Origin of the sequence: Sphingobacterium sp. UME9 (genome assembly GCF_014170215.1) — a bacterium.
Lineage (GTDB): Bacteria > Bacteroidota > Bacteroidia > Sphingobacteriales > Sphingobacteriaceae > Sphingobacterium > Sphingobacterium paramultivorum.
The window spans coordinates 329,201-347,555 of sequence record NZ_LZZP01000010.1 but is presented as its reverse complement, the minus strand read 5'-3'; the positions used below and the strand labels follow the sequence as shown (position 1 = coordinate 347,555).

Genomic DNA, 18,355 nt, shown 5'->3' with positions numbered 1-18,355 from the left:
ATGTTCTAATAACTACATTCAATTATTCAGACTATTTCATATAAAATGTTCCTACAACTGGAAAATGATCGGATTCTTTGTCCGCCCAAAATTGAACTGCATAATCCTTAACTTCAAAAGCGTGCTGTGGGGCATATATTAACCAATCACAGGTGTAAGTAGGTTTTGGCGCCGGTACCGTCCATTCGCAATCCGAGATCTGACAGGGAAGGGTAAACCACTTCTGCAGCGCTGGCATAGTCTGCGAGTTCGGCCGTGAATTCAGATCTGCACCCAAAATGATCGGCTTCTTTAAATTTTTGATTTCTGCCAAGATCTCAGCAATCTGTTTTAAACGGGTGGCATCGTCCTTTTTGTAGCCCAGATGGGTTGTCGCAAAATAAAATTGTTTACCTTGCTTTTCCAGCAACGCATAGCCAAAGGATCGTATATCATCCCCATCATTAGCAACGCTCAAATGAATGGACTTTGTTTGCAAAAGCGGATATTTTGAAAGGATAACATTGCCATAGTCACCTTTTTTCAGGGTGAGCGCATGTGCAAAAAAATAATATTTCATACCCGTCAGCGCCGCTATTTCCTTTGAAAAATCCATCGGATTTAAATCGGTATTGCGCTCTACTTCTTGTAGAGATACTACATCGGGATTGACCTTTCTGATTACCGCTGCAATAGCTTCAATACCCATTTTTCGAGCACTATAGATGTTGTAGGTCATCGTTTTGATCTCAACTTTACTATTCAATTTTTGGGCGGATGCTTCGTTCGTGCGAACTGATAACAGAAGAACGGTTACTAAAACACACAGAAGGGGGCGCAAGTTTAAATTTCTTGCTTTAGAGAAAGCCATCATAATGATCCTATTCTTTAATGTAAGTAAGAATGAGTTAAATTATATTATAGTTATTCGACAACGATCTTTCGGATAACGTGATTCCACGTATCAGCGACGTACAATGCTCCATCGGGGCCAAACTGCAGACCTTCGGGCTCATAAAATTTTGCTGATAAAGCATTTCCATTCTGGAGGCCGTTTGTGCCAGCAATACCTGCATAGGTGGTCACAGTACCATCAGCAGTAATTTTCCGTATGCAATGGTTTTTACGATCGGCAACATAGAGATTTCCACCAGTATCGAGGTCCATCTGTGCAGGCGTATTAAATCGGGCAGATGCACCATCCCCCTCTGCATTCCCTGTAACATTGGCATTTGGCCCTGCAAGGACTTGCACAGTCCCAAACGTTTTGCTTGTAATATCGTAAGGTACGCGGTATATACTGTGTGCATTGTAAGCGCCAGAAATAAACATGGTTTGACCATCTTTAGAGAAAATAATATCCATGACATTCACATTTTTTGAATTGATAGCAAACAGGCCCTCCAGGCTCCCATCGGATTTTAATCGACAGATCTTTCCGCCAGAATACACCCCCACAAATACCTCATCTGTCACTGGGTTCGTTGCTACAGCGGTCAATCCTCCTTGCGCGGACACAGCCGTCAAATTGTTGTACTTACCTGAAGATTTTGTCATTTTGCCCAGCCCCATGGAGCCATTTGCGTTATTGTCATTAGTAAGAAATAATGTACTCTGATCCATTGAAAAGTCAAAAGCCCGGAGACGTTCGAATAAAGGGCTTTCAAAAGCCTTAAGCAATGTGGTTACTTTATTATTTTCCGCAACTCGGAGCGCAGCAAAATTATCGCGGCTACTCGCCCCTTCTTCGACAAAATAAAGGGCATTATCTTTGCTCCATTTCAAATAGCGTGGTCCCGACAGTTTAGCCTGGGCATAGTCTCCATCTACATCATCCTTGGTACTTCCCAAATACGTGTAAACGACGGTTTGGTAACCATATTCAAAATTTTGCTTGTAGGTATAATTTTGACCATTTATAGCAAGTTTCACGCTGCCGGAACCGGCATTCTGTGGAATACGTGCCGTAATAATCCTTCCATTGGAACTCAATACGGTAGCCTCCTTATCATTGACGGTAACTTTTATTTTTGTTAGATCTGTTTCAAAGTTACTTCCGTACAACGCTATTTCAGTTGCAGATCCTCCAGAGATCGGCGTATACTGCGTAATTTGGACCGCATCAGTTTTATCAGGGTAAGACATGTCGCTGCCTTGATCTTTATTACAGCTCAAAATGCCCAGGGCGAGTGCCATCAATGCTGCAAAGCGGAGGGATCTGGAACCTGATCGTTTAGAAAAACACATTGTTGTCATGGTTTATTAGGTAAAATTTTTATGGATTTTTGATCAAAAAGTTAGCAATGACCGGAAAATGATCAGACTGCGAATAAGAACTGTAATCAACATCATAAGTTTCTGCGATTATCGCATCTGTGGGCGCATACATCAGATAATCTATAGTTCCATCCGGTTTAGGTGTCCCAGCCGTAAAACCACAATATCCATTGAGGCAGCCAGGTGTAAACCATTTGGTCAAAACTTTATAGCCCTCTTCTGTCGGTTTGGCATTTAAATCTGCAGACAAGATAATTGGTAACGTAAGGTCTTTGGTATATTGGTGGATAAGATCTATTTGATGGAGTCGATTTGCATTATCGGCCAAATGGTCCAAATGGGTTACGGCGAAACAAAAGTCCTTATTTTCTTTGGTCACCTTAACAGTTCCGAGCGCCCTGATGTATGCATTTGCTTCCGAAGTTACAACATCTAATAAATACGTTTTCGTCTCTTTAAGCGGAAATTTAGATAAGATTAAATTTCCGTATTCTCCTTTCACTAGGTCGCGCGCCTTAACAAAATAATAATAAGGCATGCCCGTGAGCTCCGAAAGCCGCTTACCCGTATCAAAATTCATATTGATGGAGTTTACCTCCACCTCCTGCAGTCCCACCAGTTCGGGATCATTTTTCTTGATCACTTCGGCAATAGCCTCTATGCCCTTTTTTTGCGCTGAATAGATGTTATAAGTCATGGTTTTGACAGATACACCAGTTACAGGCAGCTCTTCAACCTTGGTTTCATTTTTACTGCATGATACCAATAAAAAACCTATTATACTTAATGTTATGATTTTTTTCATCAGTGACTCGTTTTTAGTTTTCACTTTGCGTGCTATGTGATCAGTCATTTGCTATCAATTCTATGGTATCACTATAATTGACGACTCCGTTTACAGTCGCACTTACCCTGACGTAGATTTTGTTGCCATTTGCCTTGATCTTGTAAAAGTTTTCGACAAACTGTTTATCATTGGCCAGTTCAAAAATATGCGTACCTTCATCTATTTTGCCTTTAGCAATCTTTGTGACATAATTAGCATTATTTTCATCTACCCGCGGCGTATAGTTCCACATAACAGATACGTTGGTAAACGTAAAGGAGTCGTCCGCCTTATCAACCTTAAATGCTATTTCGACCCGGTTTCTTTCGGAAATAGTAGCCGAAGCCGTAATACGGGAAAAAGGAGTTGCCTTCAAATCGAACTGCGTCTCACCATTGACCTTGGTATAACCTTCACAAACCCCTATAAAAGGGCCATTTACGGAAACCCTGTACTTCCCATTAAACACTTTATTATTGGTATAAGATCCATCTGCATTCGCCCTGAAATCGACAGAAGCAGTCGCCTTTGTGCCTATTTCAAATAAAGAAACGAGCACGCCGCCCGATCCCTCCACAGGCAGCGGAATAGGCTTGTTAGTTTCCATGTCATATATGGTACCGTGCAGTCCGCCATTCGGAGCCTCCATATTATCGATCTCATTTTCACAACTGTTCATAACAGCAATAAGCATAACACCGAGCATAAAAAAAATATTCTTCATACTTATCATAATTGTATACATCTAAATTAATTACCGTAGCCCGGATTCTGAATCAGCTGCGGATTTGTGCTCAAGTCCGTAGGACTGATGCGGATATAGTAGTTTCTTTCCAGAAATAATCTCTTTTGTTTTGGAGGAACTCCAGTTTCAAAAGTATACTTCTTACTTTTGACATTGTACCAAGGATATAACGCTGTACCCCTATAGTTAGTAAGTCCTCCCTGGGATTCATCCAGATGAGCCACGCGCCACCGCTTGAGGTCCCAGAAACGGAGCTTTTCAAAAGCAAGTTCGACCTTACGTTCTTGTCTTACTTTAGCAGTGGATATCGTTGCAAGAGGTTGAATTCCGGCGCGTGCACGAATGTTATTTACAGCCTGAAGAGCTTCTGCATCTTTGCCACCAAGCTCCACGCAGGCCTCAGCAAAATTGAGGTATATCTCACCAAGACGAAATACCACCCAAGGTGTCTCCGAGCGCTTAGCATCAATATTTGTCATATCCGTGAGAGTTTCATCAAAAAACTTACGCATATAAAACCCCGTTTTTGACGCATCCCCAACGTCTGCACCACCGTCTTTACCCGAAGTATTGTACCTCACACCATCAATTGTAGCCACATTATCTTTGTCCGGCTGATTCTGCGCCTGATATTTTTGTCCCGAGCCGTTCTGTCCGTTAATTACCCCCCGTATCCATTCGACCTTACTGCCCTTTAAAGGAGCTCCGGGGACGTAGATGGAAGCAAACAATCGCGGGTCTTTCCCGACAAAAAGATCGTAGGGACTATCAAAACTACGAGGTGTCCCATCCGTATTTTTTAAGGCTAATTTACCGGCACTACCATCACTGTATTCAAATGCTTCGACCATTTCGAGCGTAGGTGTTACACCGCATCCCCACCCGTCACCACGATAGGAAAAAGGAGCATTCATCTTATCCCACATGTGACCTTTTCCCGCTGAAACATTGAATGTTTTCTGAAAGATATATTCCCCGTTATTCCCATTTACACTTTTGGAAAACAGTTCATAGAAGTTCTCTGCTCTGTCGGAATTTTTGTTATAAAGGCTGTAAGTGCCGGCCTCCAGCAATGCTTTTGAAGCATTATAAGATTCCGTAAAATAACGTGTTGCCTCATTGGCTGCTATACCCACATATCCTCGCGTTACAGCCTCGCCACTTAAATTTGCATTTGAACCATATTTAGCGATCGAGCCAGCATACAGCGAAGCACGGGACCATAAGGCAAGAGCTGCACCTTTGGAGGCTCTATATTTACTTTCTGCAGATCGCGATACCGGAAGTATGTCGCTGATCGCCTTGCATTCACTGATAATAAAATCGTAAACTTCCGATTCTTTATTTCTTGGAACCTGTAATGCCGAAAAATCGCCGGGCACATATTCTTGTGGTGTCGTTAGCAAGGGGACACCACCATAGCGTTTAACCAAACCAAAATATTGCATCGCTCGTATCCACCGTGCCTCGGCATCGACTAGGCGCTTCTCCTCGTCGCTCAAGACTGTATTCTCGCTCAGTTTCTTCAAAAAGTCGTTGGTACGCCGTATCTGCACATATCTAGTCGCAAACGGATCTTCAAATACATAATCACTATACGTATATATCGAATTGGCATTGCTAAATGCATAATCTTTTTGATAAGCTCCTGTGGCTTCATCCGACAAGGAGGTCAAATTAAGCAGATTGGATTTCCCGGTAAACCAATCGTCAAATTCATCTAATCTTAATCCTTCATCGTACATGGTGACCAATACAGACTGTATCGCCTGCGGACTTTTCCAGATGAGATCAGAGGTGATAATTCCACTGGTGAGCTCCCGGTCCAGGTAATCGTTACAACTATATAAACTCAGTGTAAATGCACAACTCAGAAGAAGTGGACTGAAATATTTCATTTTCATAGTATAGGGTTTTATAAAACTATATTAATACCAAAATTGAACGTTTTCAATTGTGGATAATAGCGCAATCGGCTTTGATTGCTTTCAGGATCTATATTTTTCAATAACGCATCACTCCCCGTGAAAGTCAGCAGGTTATTGGCATTAAAATAGACTCTGCATCGGTCAATCTTTAAAGACTCTATCCATTTTTTTGGAAGAGAATACCCTACTTCCAATGTTTTTAACCGTAGATAATCCGCTTTATGTAAAGACCATGAGTTATCAGACCGGTTATCCACCTGGCCAGTTACCCGGGCGGCGGGCATCGTGCCAGCAATCCATTCACTATTCGGATCGGCAGGATCTGCCCGATGCCATCTGTCTGTCATAAATGCAAATCCATTGCCGAGCCCCTGTTGAATAAACGGATCAAGGATATCTCCGCTGATGTAAATATCATGACCTGCAGCACCCTGAAAGAATAAGGTCATATCAAATCCTTTATAGTTTGCTCCCAGGTTTAGTCCATAATACATTCTTGGTGTTGCACCATGGCCTATCGGTTCCACATCGTTCCCGTCGATGATACCATCGCCATTCACATCTTTGAATTTTAAATCTCCAGGAAGCAGGGATCGATTTCCATTATTATCCTGCACAGGTGAGTTTAAAATATCTTCATAAGATGAAAATTGCCCAACGACCGTCTTCCCCCATCGGATATCCTTATTCCTGTCATTGTTATTGTTCTGCCAGTCATTGTAAAGGTTGGTTGATGCTGCACGTTCAACATAGCCATATCGAATGCGTGTAACGGAAAAATTGGCCGAAACATTATAAGCAAAATCAGCAATTTTATTTTTATGGCCTACCGTCCATTCAAAACCAGTATTGATATCAGAATTTAAATTCTCTTGCGGCATTGACTCGCCGAATGTCGTCGGGAAAGTACCTTGCCTTGTCGCCGGAAGGCCAGAGCGTTCGCGTCTAAACCAGTCGAACTCCGTATTGATCAATCCGTTTTTAAAGGAAGCCTCAAAGCCTAGATTCATGATATTAGACTCGTACCATGTCAGCCAAGGATTGGCCATTCCACTGCTTCTCAACCCAGAAGACAAGCCTCCTGTGCCCAGCACATAACTTCCCCCATACACATATCCATCGAGGTATTGGAATGCCGAAAAATCCCCCTCATCTCCCACTTTGGCATATGAACCTCTGATTTTGACATTATCAAAGTGGGGTAAGTTGTCTTTGAAAAATTTCTCTTCCGAAATCCGCCAGCCCGCTGACACTCCCGGGAAGAACCCCCATCTGCGGTCGCGCTGAAATTTGTAAGATCCATCATAGCGGAAATTCAGTTCAAGCAGATATTTTCGGTCAAAAGCGTAGTTGAACCGTCCCACTAAACCTGCGTGAGCCGTTTCTACACTTTTGCCGCTTGCATTCTGATTCTCGGTATCCCCTTTACTGATGTCGTCGATGATACCGATGGATGATTCCCTAAAACCTAATATATCGGTCAAACGGTCATGATAAGCTTCCCATAACAGTAAGCCGCTGACATCATGTTTTTGTCCAAATACACGGTTGTAATTGATCGAATACTGCTGTGTAGGCATATACAGATTTTCCATCTTGGACTCCAGACTTGCCTTTTTTCGTAAAGCAACTTCGGTATATTGATCGTTCGCCTGATTATACTGATAATCGCTCAACGCCTTTTGCCATGTTTTCCATTCGCTGTTCTTATAGTCATAAGCGACCATAGCGCGCAAAGAAAGTCCAGCTACCCACGGTAGCTTCCAATTTAGATCCACGGACCCATTGAACTCCCTTCTCAACCGCGACTCATATCCGCTATTTTCGATATAAGAGCTATGTATAGGGTTAGCCATATTTCCGATAGCCTGCCAGTAACTGGGATTATTGTTGGCATAAATGGAATAAATCGGGATAGCCATCTGTGCCTGCGTAAAAAGATCATCACCTCCATAGGGTTTTTCACGGTCCTGTAAACGACCTGTCAATTTAAATCCGACCGTGAAATTTGATGTAAGATTCAGATCTATATTGGAACGTAGATTATACCGTTTAAAGTTCCAGTCATCTGATTTCAAAATCCCCCCTTGATCAACATAGCCAACAGAATTATAATATTTGACCTTATCATTTCCGCCATAGATGCTGACGTTGTGTGAGCTCTGTGGAGCATTGTCACGCACCAAGGAACTCCACCAGTCAGTCCCTTGCGTTCCATTTTTGTAACTATCGAGCTGTTCCTGGCTATAAGCGGGCACCCCCGTGTATGGATTGGAGTTATAAATCGCTTCATTGTACAAGGATGCATATTCGTAGGCATTCATCATGCGGGGGTATCGTGTTACCTGTTGCAGTCCATAATAGCCATTATATTCTACTTTAGTCTTTGAATTGCTTCCTTTTTTTGTCGTCACCAATAAAACGCCATTTGAGCCTTTAAATCCGTATACTGCGGCGGCAGCATCCTTTAAGATAGATATAGATTCAATATCATTAGGATCTACCTGTGCAAAATCCCTTTGTACCCCATCTACAATAACGAGCATACTGCCATACCCGCGGATATCGACCGAAGCACCATCATCCCCCGGAGCACCGCTGCGTTGTACCGCACGGATCCCGGGCAATCGACCTGCCAGCATATTTGTGACGTTTGGCGTCTTTACCTTAATCAGCTCTTCAGCCTGTATGGATGCAACTGAACCTGTTACCGAAGCACGCTTCTGGACCCCGTATCCCACCACAACCACCTCGTTCATCATTGCCACGCTATCCTGTAAAATAATGGATAAGCTCGTTCTGCCCCCCAGCATGATTTCCTGGCTTTTATAGCCAGTGGCAGAGATCAATAGCGTTTCATTAGGTTCTGTTGTAATGGAAAACCTTCCAGTGCCGTCCGTACTGGTTCCGATAGACGGTGTGCGCTTTACTTTCACAGTCGCCCCAGCGATGGGATTGCTGGCAGCATCCATTACTTGTCCAGTTATCTGGATGGGCGCTTTGGCTATGACCATGCGTATAGGATTATTGTCCCATCGCTCATGCCCGTAAGCCGCGGATGTCATTAGTGCGAGCCCTAGCAAACTCACTTTTAAAGCTTTTTTGTAGGGCGCATTCAAATCACGCTGTATCATTCTATAAAATTTATTTTGGTTATTATTTTTTAATTAAAAAACGTAGACGTTCTTCAATATGGCCATATAGTTAAACTTATTTCTAATTAGGCAGCGGATCTAAAGCAGCTGGCTTATTGGGATCAAAAATGGCTACTCCTACCTTTGAATCAGCACAGCCATAATAGAGAAACCATTTCTGCTTAAAATAAACGAGGCCTTCGATAAACACTGTCCCGTCTACGTATTGACCGCTTTTTTCAAAAGCTTCCATTGGCCGCAGAAAAGGTACGTCCATCCTTGCTAATACTTTTCCCGGGTCTTTGCTATCGAAGAGGACCTGCCCCGCTGAATAAGTACCTTTATTAAACCGCTTATCTCCTTTTTCGGGATGGTTTTTGCCGTTATACAATAGTAGAATTCCTTTATCTGTCAGGATGGCGGGCGGGCCACATTCTGTTAATGAGCTGTCAAAATAACCCGCTCGCGGTGAAATGAACGCTTTGAGTTCACCTTTCTCATCTACAACCGGTTCCCAGTCAAGTAAATTATCCGAAGTAGCACCATATACACCGTGCTCGCCCCAATACATCCAATATTTACCGTTTACTTTAGTAATTATCTGCTTACCATGTTCCAGTTTAGTGACAATCGATGCCGATTTATGCGATCTGTTGACTAGGTCAGGAAGGATGTTCGATTTTTTAAAAATAGGTCCATATTTTGTCCAGTTTTTAAGATCTTTTGAGGTAGCTACCCCCAAGCGAGGTACTTTTCGATTCCATTGCGTATAAAACATCACATAGGTACCATCTTCAGCTTCTGCTATGCGCGGATCCTCGGTGCCACCAGGCCATTCAAATTCACGTTGATTGTCATTTCCAGGATAAAACACAGGCGTATGCTGGCGGTCAAAATGTGTCCCATCAGCACTCGCGGCTAGCCCTAGGCGGGAAGTTCGATGTCCGATTTTCACACCTGTCCTATCTTCAGCCCGATACAGCACATAAATACTATCACCTTTAACAACGGCGGCAGGATTGAAGGTGTCATTATTCTCCCACTGTACGAGTTTTCCAGTCATGGGATCCAAAAATGTTGTGGTGCTGTCCGGCTCGATTACAGGGTTTACACCTGCTGGACGAACGAAACCGCCCATTACCCAATTTGGACCGGAATGTGCTTGTTGTTTTTGCACGCTACAGCTCCAAATAGTTATCAAAGTAGCCATTATAGACAGCGACGTTACTAAATGTGTTTTATGTTTCATATGCTTTAACTTTTTAATTTATATTCTTGTCGAAATTTATTATAGATCATTTAATAGCCAATTTGATTTAGAAAACCGGTTTTGCAACGCGAAACTAAGAAGTTTATAGATCAATATCTTTTATTTGGAAGAAATTAACAATTATTTAATATAGGTAATCTTAGTTTATTTCCTCTAATACCTTACCTTTCGTTTCGGGCATAAACAGAATAAACACGAAAGACAGGATGACCATGAGTGCGTAGAATAGGAAAACATAATAACCGCCCAGCGTACTGCCCTCTACGATAATGGGAAATACCCAAGATATGATTGCAGCAAATAGCCAATGGGTCGTGCTTCCTAAGGAAGAGCCTTGAGCGCGAACTTCGTTCGGAAAAATCTCGGCCAAAAAAACCCAAATCACAGCACCTTGGGATAAGGCAAAAGATGCGATAAATCCCATAATGTAGAAAAGTAAAAATTGTGCGTTTACGCCTTTTAGGCCAAACGCGGCCAATAAAAGAAATAAGAACATACCTATGGCACCTGTCAACAGCAGTTTTTTCCGCCCAAAACGATCGATGATGCTCATGCCCAACAAGGTGAAGAGCAAGTTGGTACCACCGATAAAAATAGGCTGAAGGTAGGCTAATTCTGCATTAAATCCAGCCATTTCAAAAATCCGTGGTGCATAATATAGAATTGCATTGATTCCTGTCATTTGATTGAAGAAGGCAAGCAAAACAGCGAAGAGTATCGGTCTGGCATACCTTTTTTGAAAAAGTTTGACATTTTTAGCCGGTGTCTGAGACTGATTGCCCAGCATCTCAGCTTTTATATCTAGTCTCAAATAACTCGCATGCGCTTTGTCAATCTGTCCCCGTTGCAACAACCATCTGGGGCTTTCGGGAATGAAATTCAATAAAAGCACAAACAATAGGGCGGGAACGGCCATGATGCCAAGCATGTATCTCCAGCCTTCTGAGTTTACGTTCATAAAGAGAAAGTTTGTCAGATAGGCCGTAAAAATGCCGAGCACGATCATAATCTGAAATGTTCCTGTAAGTTTACCCCGGTCTTTTGCAGGAGCAATTTCAGAGGTATAAACCGGTCCGACCACAGAACTAATCCCAACAGCAAGCCCGCCCAGCAGGCGGAACAGCAGGAAAAATTCCCAAAGAGAAGCTACGGCGCAGCCCAACGCCGAGAGTAAATATAAAGAGGCAACAAAATAAAGCACGGGTTTACGCCCATACCTGTCGGCCATACGCCCGGCGATAATAGCTCCTATAATAGTTCCGATCAAGGAGATGGACACAGTAAGACCGTGGCGGACAGCATCCAGGTTCCATAGTTTTTGTATGATTTGTTCCGCGCCCGAGATGACGGCTGTTTCGAAACCAAACAAAAAACCTCCTAAGGATGCGATTAATGTAAATTTCCAAATAGGCTTCATATACTAAATGTCTTAAGGGTTAATCCTAGAAATAAGTTGCGTTCATCAAATGACGCAAGAGCTAATTTCATGTCAAGAGAGGACGCCAGTTTATCAAAAAAGTGAGCGTGAGCTTTGGCAATACTGCCACCAATGATAATTGTATCTGGAGTTAATGGACCAATATATTCTTTAATGAAAGTAATCAGTTCGTTGCTTAAGAAGTCAAAAGCTTCCTTTCTATAAATCTCCAAATGATCCTGTTGTACTAAATCCTTTATATTGTTTGCGGGTACCGATCCGAAGACTTTTTTTAAATGGGATAGAATGCCCCGGGTTGAGATCACATCTTCCACGATACCATTAAGGTAAGGCGCCGATCCTAAATTGAGATCTACAATCTTTCCATCCTCGTATAACGAAGAGCCTAATCCTGTTCCTAAGGTCAAGCCTATAATGCGCTTATTTTCCATTTTTTTGTCGACAACCTCCCCCAACAGAAATGCTGCAGCGTCGTTATAAAAGTGGATCGAACTTAGATCAATTCCAGTGATATGCGCAAAAAATGCTTTTAGATTAACGTTTAGTAACGACTGATATTTGTTCATTCCGTCCATTAGGGATATACCATTTTCGTAATCGAACGGACCAGGGCAAGAGATGAGAATTTCGGATGGCAGGAGCGTGGTTGAACTTAGGGTTTTGTCGATGGTTTGTTTTATTTCTGACAAAATCTGTCCTCTTTCTGCGTTGCTATTTACATTTCCGCGAAAGTAGGATCCGTCCATGACACGTGCAGAAGGCTCAAATACAAGACCAGCAGAACAATGGGTACCACCCAAATCGACACATAAAATTATATTTTCGGTATGAGGCATGTTATTTTTAAATTGGTTATCCGTAATGATTAAGCAAAACCGGTTTTGCTTAATTTTGCTAATATAGTACATAAATTTTAAAAACAACTATTTTTTATTTTTTTTGGCGAATATTACAGCTTACTCAAGCTTTGATCCATTAAAAACCAAAAACAATGTAATTTATTGAAGCACTGCGCTATAGCTATCAAAAGAGTCCAGACAAAGCATATTTATGCGGTTTTATTCAATAATGTTCGTCTTTAAACGTAAAAAACCGTCAAAAAATTTTAAAAATTGCACTTTTATGCTATATTTGATCTAAAACATATACAAACCGATTTCTAACCGCTATGAATTTTTTATGGAATAGCACAGTATTACCTTGCCCAAGCACCAGGTGCATTAGCAAAACAAATTAAACGAAACTAATCAAACAACAATTTTATTATGAAAAGAAGTATGCTCATACTAGTGAGTTTACTGAGTACGTATGGTGTCGCCCTGGCCCAAAAAATCGTTACCGGTAAAGTCACTACGACAGATGGGTCGGCATTAGGCGGTGTTACAGTTCTCGAAAAAGGCAAAAACACCCAGTCCATCACCAACAACAGTGGAATGTACAAGATCACCGTACAAGAAAACGCCACCTTAATTTTTAGACATGTCGGTTATAAACAAATCGAGAAAGCGCTTTTAGGCCAGCAAGTGCTCAACGTCAGCCTATCCGAAAACAGTTCCTCATTGGACGAAGTCGTTGTCACCGCATTCGGTATCAAGCGTGATCGTAAAACGCTGGGATATTCGACCCCAATTGTCGCCGGATCCGATGTATCCGAAACACAGCGTGAATCGTTTTTCCAAGGCCTCCAAGGTCGCGTACCGGGTCTTTCTATCAATAGTACAAGTGGTATGCCGGGTGCATCTGCACAGATCGTACTGCGTGGCTTTGCCTCTATCTCTGGAGACAATAATGCACTCATTGTAGTCGATGGCGTCCCCATCAACAATTCCACATTAAACGAAAATGATCTCGCCAGCAATGGTGCCAATAGGGATCTAGATTATTCTAATCGTGCCATGGATATTAATCCAGAGGACATCGAAACCTATACCATTCTCAAAGGCCCCGAAGCTACAGCTCAGTTTGGGAGCCAAGGTGCCGGCGGCGCTATTTTGATCACCACAAAAAGAGGCAAGGCCGGTAAGTTTACAGTCAATTATTCCTTATCTGGACGCGTTGAAACGGTAAATAAATATCCCGAGCGACAATATGTGTATGCACAGGGTACCAATGGTACGTATTCTGGGACCTCTGTCTACGCTATGGGGCCAAAATATCCTGAAGGAGCTACCCTCTACAAAGACAATGTCAACAATTTTTTCCGCACCGGGTATAACCAAAAGCATAACCTCTCCTTTGAAGGTGGTTCTGAAAAAGTGACCTACCGCTGGTCCAACGAATACAGCAACAATACCGGTATTGTACCAAATACAAGCTATAAACGCTTCTCGACCCGTCTCAACGGAACAGCTAAGTTTAACGAAAAGCTTGAATTCAACACCTCTTTCAATTATATCAATACACAGAACGATAAAGCCCGAAAAGGAAATACAGGTTATTTGATTACACTAATGCGCTTCAACCCGCTGTATGATGTTCGCGACTGGATTGACGAAAAAGGGAATCGTGTACTCCACAATTCAGATATTTACAACGAGCTCGACAATCCCTTTTGGGATGTATACCGCAATACCGCTAATGATGACGTAAACCGCATTCTGGCCACTTCCAATATGACGTATCGCGCAACGAACTGGCTAAGTCTAAACGGCATCATCGGCATCGACTTCGCCAACACACTGGGCCAAAGCGTTTACCATCCGCAATCCTACTCCGGATCTGGATCTTCGACCAATGTACGCAACGGATCCATGAATGTGTATCAAGTTAATGGCCGTGTGCTATCAGGATCATTCATGGCTACGGCAAATACAAAAATCGGCCGTGATATCAGCTTTCGGGCAAACTTGGGAACTGAATTTAAAGATTATAATACCCTCACCAACTCACAGTATGGCGAGGACTTTTACGATCCCAACTTTTACAGCATCAACAACACATTCCCGAGTACGCGCCTGGCAAGATCTGTTGCCAATAACTTTCGGACAGTTGGATTTTTGGCACAGGCTGGATTTGGATATCTTGACAACCTGCTGTATCTAAATTTAACCGGACGACTGGATGCAGCCTCCCGAATGATGCCCAATAATCCGTATTTTGGCTATCCATCGGCTTCGTTGGCCTTCAATTTTTCAGACTTGTCTTTCTTCAAAAATAAAGTGCAATGGCTCAGCGACGGAAAATACCGCATCTCTGTGGGAACAACGGGAAAAGCGCCCTTTAAAAGCTATTACACTTTATCTAATCTCGAGCCCAAGCTATCCACAGGTGGTGGATTTGCCTATGGTGTGAATGGCGGAAATCCCGATCTGAAAGCCGAAAAAACCCGCGATTTTGAAACAGGACTCGAATTTGGCTTTTTTAAGCGCCGGCTTACATTTGATTTCAGCTATTTTAACCGTTTAAGCACCGGGCAGATCATTCTGCCACGACTGAGTTATGGCTCAGGCTTCGTTTTACGGATGATGAACGGCGGTGAAGTCAAGACTTACGGTACCGAATTGCAAGTCAACGTCAACCCGATCAAAAAAACCGATTTCAGTTGGGACATGACCTTTAATTTTACCCAGTACAAAGGAAAAGTACTTTCATTAGCGGAAGAATTGCCCGAACTGTATGATTCTGACACCTGGGTACTGAGCGGCGTAAGGTCTTCGGTCATGCCGGGCTATAGTATCGGTACCTTAACTGGAACACAATTTAAGCGAAACGATCGCGGAGACATTTTGATAAACCCTCAAACCGGTCTACCCATCGCCGGCACCGACAAATATTATCCTATTGGAGATCGTATTCCTGACTTCACGCTGGGCATTGTCAATAAGTTCAACTACAAAGATTTTTACCTCACCTTCTTATGGGACCTGCGCAAAGGTGGCGATGTGCTCAATGGACTGGATTATAGGCTCTATACCTATGGGCAGTCTGTTAAGACGTTAAATCGGGAAAACCCTCGGGTGATTGAGGGGGTACTCGAGGACGGACTCGAAAATACAGCCAATCCAACAACGAACCGTATTGCGGTAACCCCTTATTCAGCTTCAACCTACTATATGACCAATATAGAACCGCAGATGTTTATCGAGAAAAACATCTATGCATTTAGGCTGCGCGATGTTACGCTCCGCTATGCACTTCCCAAGCATCTCACACAGCGTATTTCGCCACAAGCTGCATTAAGTGTATTTTTTACCGCTACCGATCTTTTTCTTTTTACGAATTATACAGGACTTGACCCGGAAAGCAATAGTAATACGGCCGGCCTTGGCGGCATCGGCGGATATGGTATAGATTACGGAAACATGGCTAAGCCAAGAGGTTTCAATTTTGGTCTTAACTTGAGATTTTAGGAGGAATATATCATGAAAACAAAACTTTATATACTCATCTTTTCAGTCCTTGCCGGATTGAGCAGTTGTAAAAAATACCTGGACATCAATGAAAATCCGTCCAATCCGCAGCTAGTCAAAGCCGAATTGCTTCTAGCTCCGATCATCTATCAGATGGCCAATGGTTATGCCAATGACCAACGGCAGATGAACAAATTCAATCAAACCATCTTGGGCGCGAGTACAGACGAATCATCCCGGATCTGGGAACGTCATGGTTTCCCGCAGCAAAGTGATGTTGGCGGTGTGATGTGGCGTATGGTCTATTTTGATCATGGACTCAACCTGCAGCTGATGATCAACGATGCAATAGTCAATCAAAAATATGAATACGCCGCGATCGGCTATGCGGTAAAGGCCTGGGGCTATCAGATGCTCACCGATTACCACGGCCCGATTATTCTCGATGAAGCCTTGCGTACACAGCAGTTATCTTTCAAATATAATGATCAGCCCGAAGTATATGCTAAAGTACGTGTATGGTGTGACTCGGCTTTATATTATCTGGATCAAAAAAGCCCAGTCGATTATAGCACCAACCTGAATTCAAAAAAAGGCGATAATCTATTTCGGGGAAATATGGACCGCTGGCGAAAGTTTGTCTACGGCTTAAAAGCACTTCAGTACATTCACCTGGTCAACAAACCCGATTTTAAAGAAAAATATGCCGATTCCATTGCCTATTTTGTGGACCGTTCATTTGATTCGCCGTCCGATGATGCAGGCGTTAAATTTGACGGTGATAAATCGGAAACAGCCAATGTGGTAAGCTCCAGATTTGGTCTTTACACCACATCTTATTATAACAGGGCAGGCAAGCCGATCGTACGCTACCTCACCGGAGGATTGCGCGGTGAACCCATTGAAAACCCGAAAGTATCGACCGATCCACGTCTTTCGCGCATGTTAATGATCAACAATCCGGTTGACAGCATCTACATCGGCGGCGATCCCAATGTATCCAACACAACAGTTCCAAACATCCTTGGAGACGTCAGTAGCGGCGTGGGCAAATTTATCTTTAGGGACGCAGCTGATTTTCCGCTGATGACCTACGCGCAGCTGCAAATGGTCAAGGCCGAAGCACTATTTATCAAAGGCGATGCCGCAAAGGCCTATGAAGCATACATCAAAGGAATTTATGCACACATAAACTTCGTCAATAAGTACATCAATACCACCAACGAAAAAGTCATCACTTCTGTTGAAGCAGATAACTATATCAAGGGAGGAGAAATACCCCTCTCTGCTGCCGATTTGACCTTAGCAGACATCATGGGACAAAAGTACATTGTGCAATGGGGCTGGGGAGGTCTTGAACAATGGTGTGATTTAAGAAAATATCATTATAACACGGAAATATTCAAGCAGTTTATTCCATTGGCCGGCAGCCAGCTGACTTACAATGATTATTGTTACCGCGTCCGGCCGCGTTATAATTCGGAGTACGTATGGAATGCTTCAGAGCTTGAACGATGGGGCGCCCTAGAGCCGGAGTATGTGATTAAGCCCACCTGGTTTGTCACTTCAACTTATTAACGGATTAAAGAAAAAATTATGAAGAATTTCAAAAAAATAGTATTTCTTGCTTTAGGTGCATTTGCCCTATATTCTTGCGAGAAGTCCATTCAAGACTTTGGAAAAGTAGAGTTTCTCGGCCCCGATGATGTCATTGTGAAGGTAAATATGGCATCTATCTATCCCGATGACCGCTATATGTATGTCAAATTTGATGACCAGCGCGTCACTTCGCTCATCCGGGGACGTGAGCCGTTTCCCGGCGGCGGGTACAACACCCGTGGGGACTCCAGACCCGACTTTTTAAAATGGAAGGCCGGCAATGTGAAAGTACAGGTTGCCCTTCCACATAAAACCGATGATGGACGCGACTCCATTATATTGGCCGAATCATCCGTAAACCTTGGTGCCGGCAAGCGCTATACCCTGCATATTACAGATACAGCGCAGCATACGAAAATGATCTTAAATGAAGAGGATCTTTCGCGACCCGACAGTACACAGGCAAAATACCGATTTACCAATCTGATGCCCAATGTCCCATCCATTGATCTCTATTATGGCGCTGCAGCAACTGGAAGCGCAACTGCTATTGCTGTCCAAGACTCGCTTGTAGCAAAAGATGTAAAATACCTAGAGACCAGCCCCTATTTCCAACTGAACCGTATTGCGACACGGACATGGAAGATCCGCAAAGCCGGATCACCTGTAACAAATGGTACAGTAATCGCCTCTTATAGCAATGCCGGAGCGATACTTGACCGCAGGTCGTATGTTGTTTATGCCTTAGGCTATGATGGATTTACCAGTACCATCATGAAGCCCTATGTTTCATTTTTCTTAGTTCGATAG

At 43.0% G+C, this 18,355-nt stretch carries 12 protein-coding genes; 3 read left to right on the top strand and 9 right to left on the bottom strand.

Features of this window, described 5'->3' with window-relative positions; genetic code table 11:
- Positions 1–31: 31 nt before the first annotated feature.
- The 9 genes from A9970_RS16745 to A9970_RS16705 form a co-directional block, all read right to left on the bottom strand.
- Positions 32–745 (bottom strand): endonuclease/exonuclease/phosphatase family protein, encoded by a 714-nt coding sequence (locus A9970_RS16745; protein WP_220801637.1) that lies wholly within the window; start codon positions 743–745, stop codon positions 32–34.
- 158 nt (positions 746–903) lie between these two features.
- The gene (locus tag A9970_RS16740) at positions 904–2,226 is read right to left on the bottom strand and encodes an IPT/TIG domain-containing protein (protein ID WP_182983120.1); all 1,323 of its coding nucleotides are present in this window, start codon (positions 2,224–2,226) and stop codon (positions 904–906) included.
- A 28-nt stretch (positions 2,227–2,254) separates the two neighbouring features.
- On the bottom strand, positions 2,255–3,061 hold the full coding sequence (locus A9970_RS16735; protein ID WP_182983119.1) for an endonuclease/exonuclease/phosphatase family protein: 807 nt from the start codon (positions 3,059–3,061) through the stop codon (positions 2,255–2,257).
- A gap of 40 nt (positions 3,062–3,101) precedes the next feature.
- A complete protein-coding gene (locus tag A9970_RS16730; RefSeq protein ID WP_220801636.1) occupies positions 3,102–3,806 on the bottom strand; it encodes a DUF3823 domain-containing protein in 705 nt (234 codons plus the stop codon).
- Between the two features lie 26 nt (positions 3,807–3,832).
- A complete protein-coding gene (locus A9970_RS16725) occupies positions 3,833–5,731 on the bottom strand; it encodes a RagB/SusD family nutrient uptake outer membrane protein (RefSeq protein WP_220801635.1) in 1,899 nt (632 codons plus the stop codon).
- An 11-nt stretch (positions 5,732–5,742) separates the two neighbouring features.
- Positions 5,743–8,889: a TonB-dependent receptor gene (locus A9970_RS16720; protein ID WP_182983118.1), complete on the bottom strand. Its 3,147-nt coding sequence runs from the start codon at positions 8,887–8,889 to the stop codon at positions 5,743–5,745.
- A gap of 82 nt (positions 8,890–8,971) precedes the next feature.
- A complete protein-coding gene (locus A9970_RS16715) occupies positions 8,972–10,138 on the bottom strand; it encodes a glycoside hydrolase family 130 protein (RefSeq protein WP_182983117.1) in 1,167 nt (388 codons plus the stop codon).
- A 160-nt stretch (positions 10,139–10,298) separates the two neighbouring features.
- Positions 10,299–11,576, bottom strand: coding sequence for a sugar porter family MFS transporter (locus A9970_RS16710; RefSeq protein ID WP_182983116.1), 1,278 nt, complete (start codon positions 11,574–11,576; stop codon positions 10,299–10,301).
- Positions 11,573–12,433, bottom strand: a complete 861-nt coding sequence (locus A9970_RS16705) for an ROK family protein (protein ID WP_182983115.1) — start codon at positions 12,431–12,433, stop codon at positions 11,573–11,575. The genes A9970_RS16710 and A9970_RS16705 overlap by 4 nt, the downstream gene beginning before the upstream one ends.
- Before the next feature lie 429 nt (positions 12,434–12,862).
- Here A9970_RS16705 and A9970_RS16700 point away from each other — a divergent pair, with 429 nt between their 5' ends.
- From A9970_RS16700 to A9970_RS16690, 3 genes are read left to right on the top strand one after another with little or no spacing between them, the layout of a single operon-like run.
- The gene (locus tag A9970_RS16700; RefSeq protein WP_182983114.1) at positions 12,863–15,946 is read left to right on the top strand and encodes a SusC/RagA family TonB-linked outer membrane protein; all 3,084 of its coding nucleotides are present in this window, start codon (positions 12,863–12,865) and stop codon (positions 15,944–15,946) included.
- A 12-nt stretch (positions 15,947–15,958) separates the two neighbouring features.
- A complete protein-coding gene (locus A9970_RS16695; protein ID WP_182983113.1) occupies positions 15,959–17,524 on the top strand; it encodes a SusD/RagB family nutrient-binding outer membrane lipoprotein in 1,566 nt (521 codons plus the stop codon).
- An 18-nt stretch (positions 17,525–17,542) separates the two neighbouring features.
- Positions 17,543–18,355, top strand: coding sequence for a DUF4397 domain-containing protein (locus tag A9970_RS16690; protein WP_182983112.1), 813 nt, complete (start codon positions 17,543–17,545; stop codon positions 18,353–18,355).

Excerpts from the sequence above, each read along its gene's own strand:
- A9970_RS16740 (WP_182983120.1), bottom strand. The coding sequence starts at position 2,226 with ATGTGTTTTTCTAAACGATCAGGTTCCAGATCCCTCCGCTTTGCAGCA.
- A9970_RS16735 (WP_182983119.1), bottom strand. The coding sequence starts at position 3,061 with ATGAAAAAAATCATAACATTAAGTATAATAGGTTTTTTATTGGTATCA.
- A9970_RS16730 (WP_220801636.1), bottom strand. The coding sequence starts at position 3,806 with ATGAAGAATATTTTTTTTATGCTCGGTGTTATGCTTATTGCTGTTATG.
- A9970_RS16725 (WP_220801635.1), bottom strand. The coding sequence starts at position 5,731 with ATGAAAATGAAATATTTCAGTCCACTTCTTCTGAGTTGTGCATTTACA.
- A9970_RS16720 (WP_182983118.1), bottom strand. The coding sequence starts at position 8,889 with ATGATACAGCGTGATTTGAATGCGCCCTACAAAAAAGCTTTAAAAGTG.
- A9970_RS16715 (WP_182983117.1), bottom strand. The coding sequence starts at position 10,138 with ATGAAACATAAAACACATTTAGTAACGTCGCTGTCTATAATGGCTACT.
- A9970_RS16710 (WP_182983116.1), bottom strand. The coding sequence starts at position 11,576 with ATGAAGCCTATTTGGAAATTTACATTAATCGCATCCTTAGGAGGTTTT.
- A9970_RS16705 (WP_182983115.1), bottom strand. The coding sequence starts at position 12,433 with ATGCCTCATACCGAAAATATAATTTTATGTGTCGATTTGGGTGGTACC.
- A9970_RS16700 (WP_182983114.1), top strand. The coding sequence starts at position 12,863 with ATGAAAAGAAGTATGCTCATACTAGTGAGTTTACTGAGTACGTATGGT.
- A9970_RS16695 (WP_182983113.1), top strand. The coding sequence starts at position 15,959 with ATGAAAACAAAACTTTATATACTCATCTTTTCAGTCCTTGCCGGATTG.
- A9970_RS16690 (WP_182983112.1), top strand. The coding sequence starts at position 17,543 with ATGAAGAATTTCAAAAAAATAGTATTTCTTGCTTTAGGTGCATTTGCC.